Source organism: Streptomyces europaeiscabiei, from assembly GCF_001550375.1.
GTDB lineage: Bacteria > Actinomycetota > Actinomycetes > Streptomycetales > Streptomycetaceae > Streptomyces > Streptomyces europaeiscabiei.
Map to the genome: position 1 here is coordinate 1 of NZ_LRTR01000424.1, position 19,877 is coordinate 19,877.

A 19,877-nucleotide genomic window follows, 5' to 3' on the forward strand; every position below is an offset into this window, starting at 1 on the left:
CCGATGGCCGCCTGGTACGCCGACAGCGGGACCACCCTGCGCACCCACGCGCGCGTGGAGCGCGTCGAGCCCGGGACGGTGGTCCTGGACGACGGCACCCGGGTACCGGCCGGTGCGGTCGTCGTGGGGATCGGCGCCCGCCCGGCGACGGCCTGGCTGAGGGACTCGGGCATCGAGCTCGGCGCACACGGCGAGGTGGTGGCCGACGACCACCTGCGTGCCTCCGCGCCGGACGTCTACGCGGTCGGCGACTGCGCCTCCTTCCCCTCGGGCAGGTACGGCCGACGCCTCCTCGTCCACCACTGGGACAACGCCCTCCAGGGCCCCCGCACGGTCGCCGCGAACATCGTCGGCGAGACCCCCGAGCCCTACGACCCCGTCCCCTACTTCTGGTCCGAACAGTTCGGCCGCTTCGTCCAGTACGCGGGCGACCACGCCTCCGCCGACACCATGGTCCGGCGCGGCGACCCCACCGGCGCCGCCTGGTCGGTCTGCTGGCTCCGCGAGCACCGGCTGGTGGCCCTGCTGGCGGTGGGCCGTCCCCGGGACCTGGCCCAGGGCCGCCGTCTGATCGAGGCGGGCACGCCGTTGGACCCGGAGCTGCTGGAGGACCCGGCCAGGCCCCTGAAGGCGGCGACGGCGTAGGGCAGGCGCGTATCTTCCGCTGCCCGGGGCTCTCCGACCTCCCCTGTCGGGCCCCGTCGGAGGGGCTCGGCTACCCACTGTCAGTCCCAGATGGCAGTCTTGGAGGCGTGACCGAGATTGACGCAAAGATCGATGCTCTCGTCCCCGCGTGGCTGACCCTCCCCGACATCGCAGAGATGCTGGACGTCGAGGTGACCCGCGTGCGGCAGCTGGTGAAGGAAGGCCAGCTCATCGCCGTACGCCGTGGTGAGAACCGCGCGCTGCACGTCCCCGCCGCATTCATCGACGAGGACAAGGTGGTCAAGGGCCTGACCGGCACCCTGACCCTGCTGAGGGACGACGGCTTCAGCGACGAAGAGATGTTGGAGTGGCTCTTCACTCCGGACCCGAGCCTGCCCGGAACCCCGGCCGAGGCTCTGAGCGAGAATCGCGGCACGGAGGTGAAGCGCCGCGCCCAGGCGCTCGCCGTCTGACCCGGAACACCTGGAACACCCGAAATCTGTCACGCAGCCGCCTGTGCGGTGTACGGGGCCGGGGCCCGCGAGGGTCGTGATCCCGTACACCGCACCGACACCGCACCGCCAACGGGGGACTCACGCATGCCCGACGCCGCCGCACAGCTCGCCGACGCCCGGCTCTACCTCTGCACGGACGCCCGCAAGCGCCAGGGCGACCTGCCGGAGTTCCTGGACGCGGTCCTGGGCGGCGGCGTGGACATCGTGCAGCTGCGCGACAAGGGCATGGAGGCCGGCGAGGAGCTGGAGCACCTCCAGGTCCTCGCGGACGCGTGCCGCCGCCACGGCAGGCTGCTCGCCGTCAACGACCGCGCGGACGTCGCCCACGCCATCGGTGCGGACGTGCTGCACCTCGGCCAGGGCGACCTCCCCGTCCCCGCCGCCCGCGCCGTCCTCGGTGCGGACGTCCTCATCGGCCGCTCCACCCACGCCGAGCAGGAGGCCGCCGCCGCGGCCGTCCAGGAGGGCGTGGACTACTTCTGCACGGGCCCCTGCTGGCCCACCCCCACCAAGCCCGGCCGCCACGCCCCCGGCCTGGACCTCGTGCGGTACACCGCAGCCCTCGGCACCGACCGCCCCTGGTTCGCCATCGGCGGCATCGACCTCGGCAATCTCGACGAGGTCGTCGAGGCCGGCGCCCGCCGGGCCGTCGTCGTCCGGGCGATCACGGAGGCCGACGACCCCGGAGCCGCCGCGGCGGAGTTCACCAAGCGTCTGCGCGCCCTCTAGCCGGCCGCCCGCCGCGGACCACGGCTGTCCAAGGCGTGGACAACAGGTCGGCAAAGCGGACAAAAATCCCACCTCTGGTTGGGAGACGGCCCCGACCTGACTAACCTGCCGGTATGGCCCTAGGAACCGCTTCCACCAGGACTGATCACGCACGCACCGTGCGTGACATGCTCGCCACGGGCAGGACCACGTACTCCTTCGAGTTCTGGGCGCCCAAGACGGAGAAGGGCGAGCGGAACCTGTGGAACGCCCTCCGCAGGATCGAGGCGGTCGCCCCCAGCTTCGTCTCCGTGACGTACGGAGCCGGCGGCTCCACCCGGGCCGGCACGGTGAAGGCGACCGAGCAGATCGCCGCCGACGCCACCCTCACCCCGGTCGCCCACCTCACCGCGGTCAGCCACTCCATCGCCGAGCTGCGCAACATCATCGGCCAATACGCGGACGCCGGGATCCGCAACATGCTCGCGGTCCGTGGTGACCCGCCCGGCGACCCGATGGGCGAGTGGATCGCGCATCCGCAGGGTCTGACGTACGCCGCCGAACTCGTGCAGCTCATCAAGGAGTCGGGCGACTTCTGCGTGGGCGTCGCGGCCTTCCCGGAGATGCACCCGCGGTCCCCGGACTGGGACAGCGACGTGGCGCGCTTCGTCGACAAGTGCCGCGCCGGCGCCGACTACGCGATCACGCAGATGTTCTTCCACCCGGACTCGTACCTGCGTCTGAGGGACGCGGTCGCGAAGGCCGGCTGTGAAACCCCCGTGATTCCCGAGGTCATGCCCGTCACCAGCGTGAAGATGCTGGAACGGTTGCCGCAACTCAGCAACGCCGCCATCCCGAACGCCCTGAAAGAGCGGATCGTCACAGCCAAAGACGATCCGGCCGCTGTAGGCTCCATTGGCATCGAGTTCGCCACGGAGTTCTGCGCGAGGCTGCTGGACGAAGGAGTCCCCGGACTCCACTTCATCACCCTGAACAACTCCACTGCGACACTGGAAATCCACGAGAACCTGGGCCCGCACCATCCACCACGGGCCTAGACCGGTCGCACTCGCGTACGACACACTGCGTAGCGGCCACAGGGAGAGGGGCGTACATGGGCTGGACGGTCCTCTACATCGCGTTCGGTGTCGTCGCGTTGTGGCTGCTGGGTGAGGTGCTGCTGCAGTACAAGGCGCGTCTGCGCTGGCGGCTGCTCGCCTTCGCCGGTTTCCTCTGCGTCGTCCTCGGTGTGCTGATCCCCAACGTGATCGTCATCGCGCTGGGCGCGATCGCGTTCGCGATCGGGCAGACCTATGTCACCCTCTCGTTCCGCCGCGGCTTCGAGGCCGGCTGGGCCGTCCGCCCGCGCTCCGGTGAGGGCGAGGACAGCGGCAGGCTCGTCAAGGCGGGCAAGAAGCGGCGGCGCGGCGAACCGGACCGTCAGGACCCGAGCCTGGAGGTCATGGACATGGAGTCCACGGCCGCCGGAACGTACCGCCAGGGCGACGACCTGCTCGACGACGACCGCGACGACGACGTGTTCGTCCGCCCGCAGTCCACGCCCGCGGCCGCCGTCTACTCCCCGGAACCCATGCCGGACGACACCAGCACCTACGGCATCTACGGCGACGAGAACACCCACGCGGGCGCCGCCGGTCAGCCCTACGCGACCGCCGACCAGTCCGCGCAGGACGAGGCCTTCGCCTACTACGGCTATGACCAGCAGGGTTACGGCTACGACCCGAACCAGCAGCAGTACGCCGCCTACTCCGACCCGTACATCGGCACCCAGACGTACGACGCCACGGCCTCGTACGACCAGTCCTACGGCCAGCAGGGATACGGGCAACAGGGCTACGGCCAGGACCAGTACGGCAACGGCGGCTACAGCGGCGAGACCCCGCCCGGCGGTGTCTGGGTCCCGCAGCAGCGCAACACCGACGACTCGTTCGACGCGTTCGGCTCCGACCTCCCGGCGGACCAGCAGTACCCGTACCAGGGCAACGGCAATGGCAACGGCCAGAACGACTACGACGAGCAGCAGTACCGTTTCTGAAGCGCGACCGGGTCCCCGGTGAGGCTCACCGCGAGCCGCGGAAGTCCGGTCCCTCCACGATCAGTCCGGCCACCAGCGCGCCCGACATCCCGGCGTGCGGGAGGCCGCCGCCGGGATGGGACCAGCCGCCGACGGTGAACAGACCCGGCATCGCGGTGCGGTTGGACGGGTGCAGCAGACGGCCGTCGGCCGCTGCGAGCGCCGGGGCCGGGACCGCGCCCCCCTCCGCACCGGTCGTCCGGGCGATGTCGGCCGGGGTACGGATCTCGTGCCAGAGAAGGCGCTCGCGCACATCGGGTACGGCCCGCTCGGCGGCGCTGATCAGCCACTCCGCCTGATGATCGAAGACCTCCGACCCGGCCCGAGTGAAGTCGGGGTCGGCGGGGACCGGGCACGTGACCGTGACCGCCTCGTGCCCGGAGTCCGGCACCAGGCCCGGATCGTCGGGGCGCAGCACCGTCACCGTCGGCCGCGCGACCGTCCCGTGGGAAGGGCCGAACAGGAGGTCCAGCTCACCGTCGCGGTCGTCCGTGTGCACCACCGTCCGGTGCGCCGCGCCGTCCGGCCGGGCACCGCGCAGCGCCAGCAGCACGGTCAGGCGGCTCGTCGTCCCCCGCTGGGCGGGTACCTCGCCCGCACTCCGCACGGCCGACTGCCGCACCCATCGGCTCAGCGCCTCGGGCGCGACCCCGGCGACCACGAAGTCGGCCTCGGCCACCGCACCGTCCGCCAGCTCGACCCCGGCCGCCCGGCCGTCCTTCTCGACGATCCCCGTGACCTCGGCACCGAAGGCGAACTCGACCCTCCGGGCCAGACACCGCTCGTACAGGGCCCGCGCCAGCTCCCGTATGCCACCCCGGACGTACCAGGTCCCGAAGGCGTGCTCCATGTACGGCAGGACCGCCGCGCCCGCCGGGACGTTCCTGGGATCGAGGCCGTACGCGAGGGCGTGGCTCTCCAGCAGGGCCGTCAGCCGGGGGTCGCGCAGCTCCCACGCGCCGACCTCGGCGAGGGTTCCGGCGCGGCGGGTGCGCAGGAGCCGCTTGTGGGGCACCGACGGGTACGGCTCACGCTCGGCGAGGGCCTGCCAGTCGGGCCACAGCGGCTCCTCCAGGAGGGGCCGCCGGGTGCGGTCCCAGGCCTCGCGGGCCCGCACCAGGAAGTCGCCCCAGCGGTCGCCGGCCCCCGGGCCGAGCGCGGAGTTCAGAGCGGCGACCACGCCCGCGCGTGAGGCGTTGGGCAGCAGGAGGTCCGTGCCGTCCGCGAAGACGTGCCGGGCCGCCGGGTCGACCTGGACCAGGTCGACGCACTTCTCCAGCGGTTCCTTGCCGGTCTTGAGGAACAGATCGCGGTAGACGGCGGGCAGCGGCAGCAGCCCCGGGCCCGTGTCGAACGCGAAGCCTTCGCGCTCGAAGCGCCCCACGGCTCCGCCGTAGGTCGCCGTGCTCTCGTGCACCACCACGCTGTGGCCCGCGACGGCCAGCCGGGCGGCGGCCGCCATGGCGCCGAGGCCTGCGCCGATCACCGCGATTCTTGCCATGGCGGCAACTTTATCGGCCGCCACCGACAGTTCGATCTCGCGGGAGAGCCGCGGGGGTGCGGTCGTCCGGCGGCCGCGGGGAGCGGGAACGCGGCGCGATCGTCACCAGTTGGCAACAGGGGGAGATGAGGCTGAGTACACAGGGCTGAGTACCCGTACTCAGCCGGTGAGATGAGTACGCGTACGGATGGGCTCCCACCTGCGGGAACGGGAGAGTGGAGGCACGGGAAGGGCGCGGCCGCGGTACCGCCGACACGGGGCGGCGGAACGGCTCCCGCGCTCATACCGCTCCTTCCGCCGACGTGTGTTCGGCGGGAGCGAGGCACGGGGGAGTACGGGGGAACGGAAAGCGCCGGTTCGAGGTGGCCCGCGGGGGACGCGGCAGGTTCGAACCGGCGCTTTCCGTTCGTGCTCCGGCCCGGTCAGCGCCTTCCGCTCACCCGGCCCTGGAGCAGCCGTGACAGCGCGGCATGGACGTCGTCCAGGGAGCGCTCCGGCTGGAAGGCCTTCCAGTCCAGGGCGGCCACCAGGACCATGCCGACCAGGGCCGACGCCGTCAGGCCGACATCGATCTCGTCGCTCAGCTCGCCCCCCTCGACGCCCTCGCGCAGCACCCCCTCGACGACCGCGACCGCCTCCTGCCGGACGACCATCAGCGTGGACTGCCAGGCGCGGTTGGTGCGCCACAGCTCGGCCACGTAGAGCTGGGTGAAGGACGGGTAGCGGTCGATGAAGAGAAGTCCGGCCCGGATCATCGCGTCCAGGGAGTCGACTCTGCTGCCGCCCTCCTGCGCGGTCCGCTCGGCGGCCTCACGGAGGGAGGCGGCGAGGAGACCCACGCCGTGCCGCAGCAGCTCCTCGAAGAGGACCGACTTGCTCGCGAAGTTGTAGTAGACCGTGCCCTTGGCGACACCGGCGCGCTCGGCGATCTCGTCCACCGTGGTCGCGGAGAACCCCTGCTCCGCGATGAGGGTGACGGCCGCTTCGTAGAGTTTCTGCCGGGTCGCCTCGCGGCGGCCCCCGCCTGCGCCGCCGGGGGCGTTGCTGCTTTCCATGGCCCTGATTGTCACAGGAACCGTGCCGTGCGCGGTCACAGACTCAACTCCGGGTGCAGCCGGTCCAGGGTCCACACCTGCTTGCGGCGGGCGGACAGGGCGGTCAGGGCGAGGGCGCCGACGGTGAAGGCCGTCAGTACCGCGCAGGCCTGCCACACCGGGCCGAGGCCGCCGCCCGTGATCAGCCTCCTGAGGGCGTCGACGACATGGCTCATCGGCAGGAAGGGGTGGACCGCGTTGAAGAAGTCCGGGCTGGTCTGCACGGGATACGTGCCGCCCGCGGACGTCAACTGGAGCATCAGGAAGGCGAGGACGAGGATCCGGCCCGCCGCTCCGAAACGCGCGTTGAGCCACTGCACGATCGCCGCGAAGCACGCCGTCACCAGGAACAGGAAACCCACCGTTCCGGCCGCCCGCGCCATCTCCAGGCCGACCGCCCAGTGCAGCACGGCCATCAGCGCGACCGTCTGCAGCACACCCAGGGCGGCCACCGGAAGCCAGCCGGCCAGCGCGATCCGCCACGCCGAGGCACCGGCCGCGAGGGCCCGCCGGTTGAGCGGCTGGATCAGCATGTACGCCACCATCGCGCCCACCCACAACGACAACGGGATGAAGTACGGGGCGAACCCGGTGCCGTAGTTGGGCGCCTTGTGCAGGTCCCTGGTCGCCAACTGCACGGGGTCGGCCATCACTTCGGTACGCCGGTCGCGGTCCCGCTCGTCGTAGTCCGGGATCTGCCCGGCCCCGTCGTGCAGCCCGCCCGCGAGCTTCCCGGAGCCGTCGGCCAGCTTGTACATACCGCCCTTGAGGTCGGCCGCGCCCGTCTTCAGGGCGCCGACACCCGTGTCCAGGTCAGCCGCGCCGGTCTTCGCGGTGCCGAGGCCCGTGTGCAGCGTCCTGGCCCCCTTGGCGACCTTCGTGGCGCCCTTGTCGAGCGCGTTCACCTTGGCGACGGCGTCGTCGAGGTCCGTGGACAGGGTGGGCGCCGCCTTCGCGAGGGCGCGGGCCTGCTTCTCCAGGGTCTGAAGGTCCTTGTCGAAGGCCTTCATGTCACCGCCGTAGTTCTTCACCACGGTGTTGACGTCCTCGGCGAGCACGGCTGCCTCCGCCGCCGCGTCCTTGGCCTTCTTGAGATCCGCGCAGGCCGCGTCGGGCAGCACGGCCTCCTCGCAGCGCCTCCTGTGGACGTCGTCCAGGGTGTCCGAGGCGGCACGGGTGCCGGTCGCGGCGGCCGGTGCCGTCTCCACGAACGCGTCGAGGTGGTCCCGGATCGTGGCCGCCGAGTCGGCGACCAGGGTGGCGGTGTCGGCGATCGTGTCGCCGTTGCCCTTCAGGAAGGGCCGCACCTGGTCCGCCGCGGCGCCGACCTTGTCGGCGAGCTTGCCGGTGCCGTCCGCGACCTGCTGGGCGCCGTCCTCCAGATCACCCGCCCCCTCGTCCAGGTCCTTCAGGCCACCGGACAGCTCCCCGCTGCCCTCCTTGGCCGTCCTCAGACCGTCCGCGAGGTTCTTGGAGCCCTTCTCCGCCTTGTCGATGCCGCCCTTGAGGTCGTCGGCGCCGTCCGCCGCCTCCTCGGTCTTCCCGTGGATGTCGGAGAACGAGATGAAGATCCGGTCCAGGAACGACCGCGAGGCCTTCGTCGACGCCGCCGTGCGCACCTCCGAGAACACCGTCCGTGAGATCTGCCCGACGATGTAGTTGTTCGCGTCGCTCGTCCGCACCTGAAGGGCGCCCGTCTCCGGCACGTCCCCGGAACTCGACGCGATCCGCTCGCTGAAGTCCTTCGGCATGGTCAGCGACAGGTAGTACGTGCCGTCCTCGACGCCCGCACGGGCCTCGGCGGCGCTCACCCGGTGCCACTCGAAGGTGTCGCTCCTGCGCAGCCCCTCGGCGATGTCGTCGCCCGCCGTCAGCTTCTCCCTGCCGACCGACGCCCCCTTGTCGTCGTTCACCAACGCCACGGGGATGCGGTCCAGACGGCCGTACGGGTCCCAGAAGGACCACAGGTACAGGGCGCCGTACAGCAACGGCAGCAGCAGGAGCGAGACCAGCGCGGCTCGCGGCAGCTTCCCCCGGCCGAAGCGCCTGAGCTCAAGCGCGGCTAGTCTCGGCGAGCGCATCGGCCGTCTCCTTGTGGTCGTGGTCGTGGCCGCGGTCGGCGTCCTGGCCGCGGTCCCGGTCGGGGTCGTCGTCGTTCTCGTCGCCGCGTTCGGGCGTGGTGGCCGCGCCCACGTCTTCACGCGCGCGTGCGGCTCCGTCCGGCGCCGTCGACACGACGACCGCCCCCTCCGGGGCCTCGCTGCACACCGCCACCACCGTGATCCCGGACTCGGCGAGTGACCTCAACAGGTCCCACATCTCGGACCGTTCGGCGTCGGAGAGCTTCAGGTCGGTGTCGTCGACGCCGAGCAGCCGGGGCCGGCCGACGAGGGCGAGGGCGACGGACAGCCGCAGGGCCTCCATCCGGTCCAGGTCGCGTACGGCGGTCCGGGAGCCCTTGGGCAGGGCCTCGAGGTCGAGCCCGGCGGCGGTCAGGGCGGCCGCGATCCGGCCCTTCGCCTCGGTGGCGCGCTCGGCCCGGGAGCGCAGCAGCCCACGCAGGGAGCCGTCGAACCGCCGCTGCAGCAGCGCCCGTTCGCGCAGGTGCTCCCCGACGGTCAGGGCCGGGTCGAGGTCGGTCACGCCGGGGACATGGGCGAGGGCGCTGATCCGGCGCACGCCCGCCATCCCCTTCGGCAGCCGCAGGGAGCCGACCGTCGCCTCGCCCTCGCTCGGCTTCATCCGGCCGGTGAGCGCGAGCAGCAGACAGGTCCGGCCCGACCCCGACGGTCCCTCGACCGCGACCAACGAGCCGGCCTCCGCGTCGAACCCGACACCCCGGAACGCCCAGCCGCGCGGCCCCTTGAGCCCGAACCCCTCGGCACCGACGGCGACACCGCGGACCGTCCCCTGCCCCGCGTCCGCCTCCCCTGGCTCTGCCATGTCCCCCAAGCCCCTCTGCGTGTTTTTGAACTGACTGGTCAGTGCAAAAACTACTCCGAACCTCTGATCGAAGCAAAAGGGCAGGTCAGAACGGATTGTCAGTGGCATACCTCACGATGGGCACATACGGCACCTCGTGTCGGAGCGTGCCGTCCGAAGACGACAGGAGGTTCGTCATGGCCAGCCACCACGCAGCAGCCGCCAACCGGCGCCGTGTCCCCGGCCCTGCCCCCTCACTGACCGGCCCGGCGAGCGACGTGCACCCCGTGCTGCGCCGGGCGACGGCCCCGCCCGCCGCCCTCGACCTGCTCGCCCAGGCCCGCTCCGGACTCGACGAGGCGTCCGGCCACCGGATGCCGAACGAGCGTTACGCCACCGCCCATCTGGCCGCCCTGCGCACCGCCGCCGCGGTGCTCGCCGCCCGGGGCCGCCCGGAACTCACCCCGAAACGTCGCGCCAAGATCCGCAGCGCCTGGGAGGTGCTCCCCGAGATAGCGCCCGAACTCGCCGAGTGGAGTGTGCTGTTCGCCTCCGGCGCAGCCCGCCGCGCGCGTGCCGAGGCGGGCATACAGGGCGCGGCGAGCGCCCGGGACGCCGACGACCTCATACGCGACGTGGCGATGTTCCTGCGCCTGGTCGAACGGATGCTGGTGCTCCAGCCGGTGCTGCCCCAGCCCCGGCAGGACGGCACCCCGGGAGTCCCGGACGCGGGCTGACCGACCGCCTCGGCGCCGCCCATTAGGGTTGGGACATCAGCACCCTCCACCGCGGCCCCCGGGCCCGGTGGAGACGCAAGCCCATCGCTCCGCCGCACACCAGGCGGTGCCGCGCCGAGGAGTCAACTGCCGTGTCGGACCCGATGCGCCCACCCGTCTCCCACCCCCGGACGACGTCGCTGCGCTCCGATCCCTCCCGCCCCCGCGCCTCCCTCCGTACCGCCGTGGTCTGGGAGGTCCTCCAGGACGCCCTCGACCGCCGGGTGAAGGCCACGGGGCATGTGGCGCTCGACGTGCTGGACACCGGGGGCGGCAGCGGCAAGTTCGCGGTGCCCGTGGCCCGCCTCGGCCACCGCGTCACCGTCGTCGACCCCAGCCCGAACGCACTGTTCGCGCTGGAGCGCCGGGCCGCCGAGGCCGGCGTGGCCGACCGGGTGCGGGGCGTCCAGGGCGACGCGCACGGCCTCTTCGACGTCGTCGAGCGCGGCGGGTACGACGCCGTGCTCTGCCACGGCGTCCTGGAGTACGTGGACGACCCCGCCGAGGGCATCGGCAACGCGATCGCCGCGCTGCGGCCCGAAGGCGTGCTCAGCCTGCTCGCCGCAGGCCTGGGTGGAGCGGTGCTCGCGCGGGCCCTCGCCGGGCACTTCAAGGAGGCCCGGCAGGCGCTCGACGACCCGAACGGACGCTGGGGCGAGGGTGATCCGGTTCCCCACCGCTTCACCGCCGAGCAGCTCACCACGCTCGTCGAGGACGCGGGCCTGGAAGTCGCTGCTGTACACGGCGTCCGGGTCTTCGCCGACCTGGTCCCCGGCGTCCTCGTCGACACCGAGCCCGGCGCCCTGGACGCCCTGCTCGAGCTGGAGGCGGCGGTCGCCGAACTGCCCGCCTTCCACTCCGTGGCCACACAACTTCACGTGCTGGGCGAGACGCGAGGGACCGCCGGGTCCTGATCCGTCCCCCGGGCCAAGGGGGGTGACCCGCTGATCAGGGGCTCGGCGGCGGATGGAGTACGCCACAGGCCCCCCGATCGGGCGCTCGGAGCCGTATGATCGAGGCAGGCCGTTCCGGCATGACGGGCCGTCCGCTGGGGAATTCACACCTCAGCGGGTCGGGGCGCCATGGCGGGTTCCGGTTGGCGAATTGGCGTAGAGGGGCGGGTTTCAAGGGGGCGATTCCCTGCCTATCCTGAAGAGGACCCCCCGGGTCGCTCCGGCGACCGCACGATGAGGAGGACTCCGTGCCGCTCTCAGAGCACGAGCAGCGCATGCTCGAGCAGATGGAGCGAGCGCTGTACGCCGAAGATCCCAAGTTCGCGTCAGCGCTTGAGGGAAGCGGGCTGCGTACGTACACCCGGCGGCGGGTCTACCAGGCGGTCGCGGGCTTTCTGGTGGGTATCGCGCTCCTCATGGCCGGAATGGTCGCACAGCAGATCTGGGTCAGCGTGGTGGGATTCCTCGTCATGCTGGGCTGCGCCGTGCTCGCCGTCACCGGTTGGCGCAAGGCCCCCAAGCCGGGTGAGCAGCCCACCGGTGCCGCAGGCTCCGCCGGTGCGCGTCAGACACGACAGCGCCGCTCCATGATGGACCGAATCGAACAGCGCTGGCAGCGCCGTCGTGACGAGCAGGGCGGCCACTGAGCCCGCCGACTGGCCGATTCGACAGCCACAGCTGAAGACGGACGAAGGGTGACCACCCCCGGGGCGGTCACCCTTCGAGCGTGCCCGAAATCGAACGGCCGGGGATCGTCGATGGGCTGAGTATCGTGGAACGGCCGTGGATCGCCGTGCGGAGGCGCATCGTCCAACGGTCGCGGCCCGTCGAACGGCCGCGCTTCTTCCGGTGACGGCTGCCCGGGCACCTCACAGCCGCAGCTACCCGGCCGAGCGGGGGAGCCGAGCCCCGCGCCCGCACCGCTGCACGGCTCCTGCACATGTCTGCCCCCGCCGGGCGAACCCGGCGGGGGCAGACATGTGCAGGAGCCCGTCAGCTGTTCTGGCTCGGCGAGGGGCGTCGCCAGGGCAGCCGTGGCGTCGGGATGCGGGACAGCAGGTCGTCCCTGGTCCGCGCCCAGCGGGCGGAGAAGGCCCAGGCCACCCGGATGGCTGAACGCGGCAGCAGCAGTGCCCGGAGCTTCGTCCGGCGGCCGGCGTGCGCCCGGAGACCGACCCCGACCTGGTGCGCGTCCCGGGCGAGGCCCGCAGGAACCTGCGGACGCGGAGCGAAGAGGACCTGCTCCACCGCCGCCGCCACCCGGTGCACCGCGTCCGCGGCCGCCGGTTCGAGCTCCCCGAGGCGCACGATCCGCGCGGCGGCCTTGCGGGGCGTCTGCGACTCGTCCGGCGCGATCCCGTAGTCCCACGCCGTGTCGGTCACCTCCTGCCAGGTGGCCAGCGCATGAGCCGCCGCGGCCTCCGTACGGCCGTACCCGGTGGCTCTGCCCGGTGGTGTCGTCGGTGACGTCAGGGGGAAGCCCTCCGGCCCGGCCCCTTCCTCGGCCATCTCCCGCGCGGCAGCGGGCCCACGGGCGCCCTTCGGCACCGCACCGTCGTGCGCGCCCAGCCTGACGGACCGGACCCGCAGCCGCCACAGCATCGGCAGCAACGGGATGGCCAGCAGCAGGAGCGCCCCGGGGAGGATCAGCAGGGTCCAGGGGGAGAAGAACAGCAGCCCCCAGAAGGAGCGCTCCTCGTCGTCCGAACCCGCCACGGCCGCCGCGGACTCGCTCGCGCAGGCCCCCAGCTTCGCCTCCTGCGGCGTGCAGCTCTCGCTTGCCGACGGCTCGGCCGAGGGCGCCGTGGACGCCGACTGCGAGGGCCTGGGCACCTCGGGCAGGCCGCTCGTGCCGGAGTCCTCCGGCACCGTGTACTGAGGAGTCGAGCCCCGGTTGGGGGTCGGCTCGAAGCGGGTCCAGCCCACACCCTCGAAGTACAGCTCCGGCCAGGCGTGCGCGTCGCGCAGCCCCACCGACATCGTGCCGTTCGTCTGCGGGGTGCCGGGAGTGAAGCCCACGGCCACCCGGGCCGGTATGCCCAGCGTGCGGGCCATCGACGCCATCGCGAACGAGAAGTGGACGCAGAAGCCCTCCTTCTCCTGGAGGAACCGGGCTATCGCCCGCGCGCCGGTGCCGGACCGCACCTCGGTGTCGTACGTGAACTCGCCGCTGAACGCGAACCAGTCCTGGAGCTTCACCGCCCGCTCGTAGTTGTTCGTCGCGCCCTTGGTGACGTCCAGCGCGGTCCGCGCCACCACCGACGGCAGCGAGGCCGGCACCTTGGTGTACTCCCGCCGCAGGGACGGCGGCGGCTCCGGTGCCGAGGCCAGTTGCTCCGCCGTGGGCTGCACGATCAGGCTCTCGACCTTGTACTGGGCGCCCTTGGTGTCCTGGCCGTGGTCACCGACGAGGGTGCGCCCCACGGGCTCGTACCGCCAGTCGCCGTTGATGTCGACGCCGGTGACCGGGTACGGCATCGGCAGCCAGTTCTGCTCGTAGTCCTCCGCCGCGACGATCCGGGTCTCGATCGAGGTCCGCTTGACGTCGGAGGCCAGACCGATGGGGGTGCCGAACTCGTCCGGCACTCCGGTGATGGAGCGCTCGGTCGGCGTCCAGGCGGTGCCGTCGAACTTGTCCAGGGAGACGATCCGCAGATACATCTCCTGCATGTTGTCCGTGTTGGTGCGGTAGGACAGGACCTGGCGGTCCTCGTCCACGTTCAGGCTGCCGCTCAACGCCACCACGGGGTTCACCGCGGCGATCGTGCCGCCACCGGAGCCCCCGCCGATGCCGGTGCCCGTGCCGTTCAGCAGTCCCCCGTCGAGGGAGGGCAGCCCGAGAGGCACCACCAGGGCGATGCCCAGCGCGACCGCGCCGATGCGCCGCCCGGTGCGCACCGGGGCCACCGCGCCGCCCGCGGACTCCGCGCGCGGAGCGGTGGACGCGCCACCGAAGACCCGGCCCCACTGCGAGAGCCGGTCGCGGCTCTCGGTCAGGAGCAGCAGCAGATAGCCGGCGGAGGCCAGCACGAACCACAGCCACGCGGCGCCGTCGGAGAGGCCCGCGGCGACCGAGTACAGCGCGAGCAGCGGCAGACCGGCCGGGGCCGCGCTGCGGAACGTCACCGCGAGCGCGTCGACCAGGAGGCCTATCACCAGCACCCCGCCGATGATCATCAACTGGATGCCGTCGCTCAGCGGCGCCGGGATCGCGTACCGCCCCACGTCGTCGGCGCCCGCCTGCAGCAGCGTCGCGAAGTACTGGAACGCCTCCGGGCCGGGGACGATCCCGGCCACCGCACGCTCCCGGGCGAAGACCAGCGTCAGCATCATCAGCGTGACCAGCGCCTGCGCGGCCACCGTCAGTGGCCGGGCCAGCGGGACCCGCCGGGTGAGCGCTCCCACACCGGTCTGCACGCCCAGCATGAGGGCCGCCTGGAGGATCCAGGTCGCCGGGTCGACCAGCGGCAGCAGCGCGCACGCCGCCATGATCGTGGCGGCCCAGGCGCACAGCGCCAGCCTGGCCCGGCCGCTCATGACCGTCCCTCCATGCCGCTCCCGGACATCACGCCGGTGCGCTGCTGGTCCGCCTGCCGCCACAGGTCCGTCAGCGAGGCGCCGCGCGGCACGGTCAGCGCCGTCCAGCCCGTCTCCTGCAGCAGACGCAGCGACTCCTCGCTCGCGCTCCCGGCACCGGGCACCTCACCCGGTTCGGTCGTCCACGCCTCGCTGTCCAGCAGGAAGGCGACCGCCCCGCCGCTGCGCTGGCGCATCTTGCCGATCACCGTCGCCTGCTCCTCGTCGAGGTCGCCGAGGAAGGCGACCAGCAGCCCCTCGTTGCCGCCGCGCAGCACGTCGTACGCGGGCGAGAGGCCTGTGCCGTCGGAGTGGTCGATCACCGCGAGGGTGTCCATCATCAGGCCCGCCGCATCGGCCGACTCCTGGCTGGCGCCCGCGAACCCGTCGGCACCCTCGCCGGGCACCGAACTGCCGGTGTCCGTCAACAGCCGTACCGAGAAGCCCCGTTCGAGCATGTGGACCAGCATGGAGGCGGCGCCGGAGACGGCCCACTCGAAGGCCGAGTCCGGGCCCGCGCCGAGGTACGCCTCGGCCCGGGTGTCCAGCAGCACCGTGCAGCGGGCGCGCTGCGGCTGCTCCTCGCGGCGCACCATCAGTTCGCCGTAGCGCGCGGTCGAGCGCCAGTGCACCCGGCGCAGGTCGTCGCCGTGCCGGTACCCGCGCGGGATCACGTCGTCCTCTCCGGCCAGCGCCAGCGAGCGTTGCCGGCCGTCGCCGTACCCCTTCGCCTCCCCGTTCAGCCGCACCGGCGGCAGCGCGTCCACACGCGGGATGACCGTCAGCGTGTCGTACGTCGAGAAGGACCGGGTCAGCTCGCACATGCCGAACGGGTCGGTCAGCCGCAGCTGGAGCGGGCCCAAGGGGTAGCGGCCGCGCAGATCGGAGCGGACGCGGTACGACACCTCGCGGCGGCCGCCCGCCTCCACCCGGTCCAGCACGAACCTCGGGCGCGGACCGAGCACGTACGGCACCCGGTCCTGGAGCATCAGCAGCCCGGTGGGCAGCCGCGAGACGTTGTCCATCCGCAGATGCACGCGGGCCTCGCTGCCGGCGGGCACCCGCGCGGGGGAGAGGCGCCGGCTGCCCGCGACCCGGTAGCGGGTGCGGTACAGCACGGTCGTGCAGACCAGTGGCAGCACGGCGAGCAACAGGCCCACCCGCAGCAGATCGCTCTGCCCGAGGACGTACGCGCATATGGCGGCCGCTATGCCGGCGGCCAGGAAGGAGCGGCCTCGTGTGGTGAGGCCGGTGAGGGCCGTGCGCAGCCCGCCCTTGTCCTGCTCCGGGGCGGGCGCCGGCCCGGCGGTGGTCATCCAAGCCTCCGCGGCGGCTGCTGCGGATACGCGGGCGTGGCGTGGATCGAGCCGAAGCCGCTCTGCGCCTGGGGCGCCTGCGGTACGGGCGTGCGCTGGAGGATCTCCTGCACGACCTGCTCCGGTGTACGGCGGTTGAGCTGGGCCTGGGCGGTGGGCAGCAGCCGGTGGGCGAGGATGGCCACGGCGAGCGACTGGATGTCGTCCGGCAGGGCGTACTCCCGGCCGCTCAGGGCGGCGGTCGCCCTCGCCGCGCGCAGCAGATGCAGCGTGGCGCGCGGCGAGGCGCCGAGTCTCAGGTCCGGGTGGCTGCGGGTGGCGCCGACCAGGTCCACCGCGTACCGCCGGACCGTTTCCGCGACGTGCACGTTACGGACGGCCTCGATCAGCTTCACGATCTCGTGCGCGTGCGCCACCGGCTGCATGTCCTCCAGCGGCGAGACCCCGCCGTGGACGTCGAGCATCCGCAGCTCGGCCTCCGGGCTGGGGTAGCCGACGGAGACGCGGGCCATGAAGCGGTCGCGCTGCGCCTCGGGCAGCGGATAGGTGCCCTCCATCTCCACCGGGTTCTGCGTGGCCACCACCATGAAGGGGGTCGGCAGCTCGTACGTCGTGCCGTCGATCGTGACCTGACGCTCCTCCAGGGACTCCAGGAGCGCGGACTGCGTCTTCGGCGAGGCCCGGTTGATCTCGTCACCGATCACGATCTGAGAGAAGATCGCGCCCGGCTTGAACTCGAACTCCTTGCGCTGCTGATCCCAGATGGACACACCCGTGATGTCCGACGGCAGCAGGTCCGGCGTGAACTGGATACGCCGCACCGAGCAGTCGATGGACCGCGCCAGCGCCTTGGCCAGCATGGTCTTGCCGACGCCGGGTACGTCTTCGATCAGAAGATGTCCCTCGGCGAGCAGCACTGTCAACGAAAGCCGTACGACCTCAGGCTTGCCTTCGATCACTCCTTCGACCGAACTGCGGACTCGCTCCACAGTGCTGGTCAGATCAGTGAGGCTCGCTCGATCGTCATAGGTCGTCACCCGGCCCTCCTCGGCCCGTTCTTTCTCCAGGCCGTCGCTCTGCGATGCGGACCGGCCCACCCCGAAACACGGACACCACGCGCGAACTGCTCAGCGTGACGTCACATCCGCATTCTTGCTGCCGTTACCAATCCGTGTCACTCGCCTGTGGACAACAGTCCGCGTTATGTCGGTTTTGTTGCCAATTAAAGGCCGAGATGCCAGCAGATTGACAGGAAACCGGGGCTGCGCGGGACCGTCCTCGGCAGTAGGAGGGCGGTCCCGGCGGTCCGGTTCGACGGGGCTCAGGCCGGGTCGATCTCCCGCAGCAGACCCGTCTTCACATCGAAGACGAAGCCGCGCACGTCGTCCGAGTGCAGTAGGAACGGGTTGGTGCGCACCCGCTGCATGGACTGCCGTACGTCCTGGTCCACGTCCCGGAAGGACTCCACGGCCCAGGCCGGGCGCTGGCCGATCTCCGCCTCCAGCTCGGTGCGGAAGTCCTCGGTGAGGGACTCCAGGCCGCAGCCGGTGTGGTGGATCAGGACGACGCTGCGGGTGCCGAGCTTGCGCTGGCTGATGGTGAGGGACCGGATCACGTCGTCGGTGACCACGCCGCCCGCGTTGCGGATGGTGTGGCAGTCGCCCAGCTCCAGGCCGAGCGCGTCGTGCAGGTCGAGGCGGGCGTCCATGCAGGCCACGACCGCGACGCGGAGGACGGGGCGGGCGTCCATCCCGGGGTCCGCGAACGCGGCCGCGTACCGCTGGTTCGCCTCGACGAGGCGGTCGGTGACGGTGCCGTCGGATATGGCGCCTTCGGGGCCGGTGGGAACTGCTGCGGAGGTCGTCATAGCCACGACGGTACTGGTCACGCCCGCAGAGGGCCCCCTGTGAGAGAGGACAAAGAACGTCATTGAGGCTTGTTGTGAGGTAACCCACAGGAGTGGCCGGATCACAGCCGTACGGGTGATTTCTCCGGATTCGCGGGTTCGCCCGCGGAAGGCGTCGCGACGCGCAGGCCGGTTGATTGACCGCGAATGGCCGTGGACTAGAGTGACGCGGAGCGGGAGGCGAGGCCCCCTGCTGGACTGAGATCCCCAGGAGAACCGGTGACAGCCCGGCGTCTCCCCGCGTGCGCGGCGCGTACGTGCGGCTCGCGCCGGACCTGAGAGGGCCCCTTGAGCAACAGCCGCCACGTCCCCGTCATGCTCCAGCGCTGCCTGGACATGCTGGCCCCGGCCCTCGCGGAGCCCGGCGCGGTGGTGGTCGACTGCACACTCGGCCTCGGCGGCCACAGCGAGGCGCTCCTCACCCGGTTCCCCGAGGCGCGGCTCGTCGCCCTCGACCGTGACAAGGAGGCCCTGCGCCTCTCCGGTGAACGGCTGGCCCCGTTCGGCGAGCGCGCCACCCTCGTGCACGCCGTCTACGACGAACTCCCCGATGTGCTCGCCCGTCTGGGCCTCCCGCGCGTCCAGGGCGTCCTGTTCGACCTCGGTGTCTCCTCCATGCAGCTCGACGAGGCCGACCGGGGCTTCGCGTACGCCCAGGACGCCCCCCTCGACATGCGGATGGACCAGACGACCGGCATCAGCGCGGCCGAGGTCCTCAACACCTACGCACCGGGCGAACTCGTCCGGATCCTCCGGGCGTACGGCGAGGAGAAGCAGGCCAAGCGGATCGTCTCCGCGGTCGTGCGCGAGCGCGGTAAGGAGCCCTTCACCAACAGCGCCCGCCTCGTCGAACTGATCCGCGACTCCCTGCCGCAGGCGGCCAAGCGCACCGGCGGCAATCCGGCCAAGCGCACCTTCCAGGCGCTGCGCATCGAGGTCAACGGCGAACTCACCGTCCTGGAGCGGGCGATCCCCGCCGCCGTGAAGGCCGTCGCGGTCGGCGGCCGGATCGCCGTCCTGTCCTACCACTCGCTGGAGGACCGCCTCGTCAAGCAGGTGTTCGCCGCGGGCGCCGCCACCACCGCGCCCCCCGGACTGCCCGTGGTTCCCGAGCGTTATCAGCCGAGGCTCAAGCTCCTCACCCGTGGTGCCGAACTTCCCACCGAGGAAGAGGTCGCCGAGAACCGGCGCGCCGCCCCCGCACGTCTGCGCGGGGCGGAACGCGTGCGGGAGCACCTCGAATGAGGCGCGTGAGGCGTACGAGGCGGCCGCACACGGTGCGTGAAGGGTGACGGTGAGTGAGTCCGAAGAGCGAACTCGCGGGGACGGTGGGTGAGTCCGGAAACCGGACTCATGGGGAGGCCGTGTGAGCAGGAAACCCGAACTGAGGGGCCGGGCCGCCCGTCTCGCGCGGCTCCTGCCCGTGCGGCCCAGGGGCGCCGCCCGCACCCCGTTCGTCCTCCTCGTCGTCCTGCTGCTGGGCGGCGGCCTCATCGGCCTCCTCGTGCTGAACTCCGCGCTCAGTGAAGGGTCGTTCAAGCTCGACGACCTCCAGGACGACGTGAAGAGCTACACCGACCAGGAACAGGCGCTCCAACGGGACGTGGACGCCTACTCCGCGCCCGACGCCCTCCAGCGCCGCGCCCGCGAGCTGGGCATGGTCCCCGGCGGCGACCCGGCCTTCCTGAACCCCGACGGCACGGTCAAGGGCGTTCCGAGCGCCGCCCAGCAGACCGTGGCCCGTATGCCGCTCGTCCTCGCACCCGAGGTCCTCGACCCCGGCCCGCCCGCGAGTCCGACCCCCACACCCTTGACGCCTACGCCCTCCGCCTCGACCCCTGCGCCCCCCGCGCCGTCGGAGCCGCAGCCG

General features: G+C 72.0%; 18 protein-coding genes. 10 read left to right on the plus strand and 8 right to left on the minus strand.

Annotated elements, in window-relative coordinates:
* From AWZ10_RS20340 to AWZ10_RS20360, 5 genes are all read left to right on the plus strand, one after another.
* A partial coding sequence (locus AWZ10_RS20340) for an oxidoreductase C-terminal domain-containing protein (protein ID WP_159058310.1) occupies positions 1 to 645 on the plus strand: 645 nt, incomplete at its 5' end.
* A gap of 107 nt (positions 646 to 752) precedes the next feature.
* Positions 753 to 1,118 carry an Rv2175c family DNA-binding protein gene (locus AWZ10_RS20345; RefSeq protein WP_046705631.1) on the plus strand — a complete coding sequence of 122 codons (366 nt, stop codon included), beginning with the start codon at positions 753 to 755 and terminating at the stop codon, positions 1,116 to 1,118.
* A 126-nt stretch (positions 1,119 to 1,244) separates the two neighbouring features.
* Entirely contained in the window at positions 1,245 to 1,889 is a 645-nt protein-coding gene (gene thiE, locus AWZ10_RS20350) for a thiamine phosphate synthase (RefSeq protein WP_060891750.1), read from the plus strand.
* A 113-nt stretch (positions 1,890 to 2,002) separates the two neighbouring features.
* Positions 2,003 to 2,926, plus strand: a complete 924-nt coding sequence (gene metF / locus AWZ10_RS20355) for a methylenetetrahydrofolate reductase [NAD(P)H] (RefSeq protein ID WP_060891751.1) — start codon at positions 2,003 to 2,005, stop codon at positions 2,924 to 2,926.
* A gap of 56 nt (positions 2,927 to 2,982) precedes the next feature.
* Positions 2,983 to 3,924 carry an SCO2102 family sporulation regulator gene (locus tag AWZ10_RS20360; protein WP_060891752.1) on the plus strand — a complete coding sequence of 314 codons (942 nt, stop codon included), beginning with the start codon at positions 2,983 to 2,985 and terminating at the stop codon, positions 3,922 to 3,924.
* A 25-nt stretch (positions 3,925 to 3,949) separates the two neighbouring features.
* On the opposite strand, the gene AWZ10_RS20365 is transcribed toward AWZ10_RS20360, so the two are convergent.
* The 4 genes from AWZ10_RS20365 to AWZ10_RS20380 form a co-directional block, all read right to left on the minus strand.
* Positions 3,950 to 5,464: a phytoene desaturase family protein gene (locus AWZ10_RS20365; protein ID WP_060891753.1), complete on the minus strand. Its 1,515-nt coding sequence runs from the start codon at positions 5,462 to 5,464 to the stop codon at positions 3,950 to 3,952.
* A gap of 422 nt (positions 5,465 to 5,886) precedes the next feature.
* Positions 5,887 to 6,519: a TetR/AcrR family transcriptional regulator gene (locus AWZ10_RS20370; protein WP_046705636.1), complete on the minus strand. Its 633-nt coding sequence runs from the start codon at positions 6,517 to 6,519 to the stop codon at positions 5,887 to 5,889.
* Between the two features lie 35 nt (positions 6,520 to 6,554).
* Positions 6,555 to 8,639 carry a YhgE/Pip domain-containing protein gene (locus tag AWZ10_RS20375; protein WP_046705637.1) on the minus strand — a complete coding sequence of 695 codons (2,085 nt, stop codon included), beginning with the start codon at positions 8,637 to 8,639 and terminating at the stop codon, positions 6,555 to 6,557.
* The gene (locus tag AWZ10_RS20380; RefSeq protein ID WP_060891754.1) at positions 8,611 to 9,501 is read right to left on the minus strand and encodes an ATP-binding cassette domain-containing protein; all 891 of its coding nucleotides are present in this window, start codon (positions 9,499 to 9,501) and stop codon (positions 8,611 to 8,613) included. Before AWZ10_RS20380 ends, AWZ10_RS20375 begins: the two co-directional genes overlap by 29 nt.
* Before the next feature lie 176 nt (positions 9,502 to 9,677).
* Here AWZ10_RS20380 and AWZ10_RS20385 point away from each other — a divergent pair, with 176 nt between their 5' ends.
* From AWZ10_RS20385 to AWZ10_RS20395, 3 genes are all read left to right on the plus strand, one after another.
* Entirely contained in the window at positions 9,678 to 10,217 is a 540-nt protein-coding gene (locus AWZ10_RS20385; protein ID WP_046705638.1) for an SAV_6107 family HEPN domain-containing protein, read from the plus strand.
* A gap of 143 nt (positions 10,218 to 10,360) precedes the next feature.
* Positions 10,361 to 11,170, plus strand: a complete 810-nt coding sequence (locus tag AWZ10_RS20390) for a methyltransferase (RefSeq protein ID WP_079104410.1) — start codon at positions 10,361 to 10,363, stop codon at positions 11,168 to 11,170.
* 287 nt (positions 11,171 to 11,457) lie between these two features.
* On the plus strand, positions 11,458 to 11,856 hold the full coding sequence (locus AWZ10_RS20395; RefSeq protein ID WP_037693393.1) for a DUF3040 domain-containing protein: 399 nt from the start codon (positions 11,458 to 11,460) through the stop codon (positions 11,854 to 11,856).
* A gap of 346 nt (positions 11,857 to 12,202) precedes the next feature.
* On the opposite strand, the gene AWZ10_RS20400 is transcribed toward AWZ10_RS20395, so the two are convergent.
* From AWZ10_RS20400 to AWZ10_RS20415, 4 genes are all read right to left on the minus strand, one after another.
* On the minus strand, positions 12,203 to 14,746 hold the full coding sequence (locus tag AWZ10_RS20400) for a transglutaminase TgpA family protein (RefSeq protein ID WP_060891756.1): 2,544 nt from the start codon (positions 14,744 to 14,746) through the stop codon (positions 12,203 to 12,205).
* A complete protein-coding gene (locus AWZ10_RS20405; protein WP_046707101.1) occupies positions 14,743 to 16,101 on the minus strand; it encodes a DUF58 domain-containing protein in 1,359 nt (452 codons plus the stop codon). The genes AWZ10_RS20400 and AWZ10_RS20405 overlap by 4 nt, the downstream gene beginning before the upstream one ends.
* The gene (locus tag AWZ10_RS20410) at positions 16,098 to 17,138 is read right to left on the minus strand and encodes an AAA family ATPase (RefSeq protein ID WP_046707105.1); all 1,041 of its coding nucleotides are present in this window, start codon (positions 17,136 to 17,138) and stop codon (positions 16,098 to 16,100) included. Before AWZ10_RS20410 ends, AWZ10_RS20405 begins: the two co-directional genes overlap by 4 nt.
* Positions 17,139 to 17,422: 284 nt before the next feature.
* Positions 17,423 to 17,968, minus strand: a complete 546-nt coding sequence (locus AWZ10_RS20415; protein WP_037693389.1) for a beta-class carbonic anhydrase — start codon at positions 17,966 to 17,968, stop codon at positions 17,423 to 17,425.
* Between the two features lie 327 nt (positions 17,969 to 18,295).
* Between AWZ10_RS20415 and rsmH the strand changes: the two genes are divergently transcribed.
* Positions 18,296 to 19,252 (plus strand): 16S rRNA (cytosine(1402)-N(4))-methyltransferase RsmH, encoded by a 957-nt coding sequence (rsmH, locus tag AWZ10_RS20420; protein ID WP_060891757.1) that lies wholly within the window; start codon positions 18,296 to 18,298, stop codon positions 19,250 to 19,252.
* 121 nt (positions 19,253 to 19,373) lie between these two features.
* Positions 19,374 to 19,877 (plus strand): cell division protein FtsL (ftsL, locus tag AWZ10_RS20425; RefSeq protein WP_060891758.1); only part of this gene is annotated, 504 nt, incomplete at its 3' end.

Excerpts from the sequence above, each read along its gene's own strand:
- thiE (WP_060891750.1), top strand. The coding sequence starts at position 1,245 with ATGCCCGACGCCGCCGCACAGCTCGCCGACGCCCGGCTCTACCTCTGC.
- AWZ10_RS20375 (WP_046705637.1), bottom strand. The coding sequence starts at position 8,639 with ATGCGCTCGCCGAGACTAGCCGCGCTTGAGCTCAGGCGCTTCGGCCGG.
- AWZ10_RS20405 (WP_046707101.1), bottom strand. The coding sequence starts at position 16,101 with ATGACCACCGCCGGGCCGGCGCCCGCCCCGGAGCAGGACAAGGGCGGG.
- AWZ10_RS20370 (WP_046705636.1), bottom strand. The coding sequence starts at position 6,519 with ATGGAAAGCAGCAACGCCCCCGGCGGCGCAGGCGGGGGCCGCCGCGAG.
- AWZ10_RS20390 (WP_079104410.1), top strand. The coding sequence starts at position 10,361 with ATGCGCCCACCCGTCTCCCACCCCCGGACGACGTCGCTGCGCTCCGAT.
- AWZ10_RS20400 (WP_060891756.1), bottom strand. The coding sequence starts at position 14,746 with ATGAGCGGCCGGGCCAGGCTGGCGCTGTGCGCCTGGGCCGCCACGATC.
- AWZ10_RS20385 (WP_046705638.1), top strand. The coding sequence starts at position 9,678 with ATGGCCAGCCACCACGCAGCAGCCGCCAACCGGCGCCGTGTCCCCGGC.
- AWZ10_RS20415 (WP_037693389.1), bottom strand. The coding sequence starts at position 17,968 with ATGACGACCTCCGCAGCAGTTCCCACCGGCCCCGAAGGCGCCATATCC.
- AWZ10_RS20365 (WP_060891753.1), bottom strand. The coding sequence starts at position 5,464 with ATGGCAAGAATCGCGGTGATCGGCGCAGGCCTCGGCGCCATGGCGGCC.
- AWZ10_RS20360 (WP_060891752.1), top strand. The coding sequence starts at position 2,983 with ATGGGCTGGACGGTCCTCTACATCGCGTTCGGTGTCGTCGCGTTGTGG.
- AWZ10_RS20380 (WP_060891754.1), bottom strand. The coding sequence starts at position 9,501 with ATGGCAGAGCCAGGGGAGGCGGACGCGGGGCAGGGGACGGTCCGCGGT.
- metF (WP_060891751.1), top strand. The coding sequence starts at position 2,003 with ATGGCCCTAGGAACCGCTTCCACCAGGACTGATCACGCACGCACCGTG.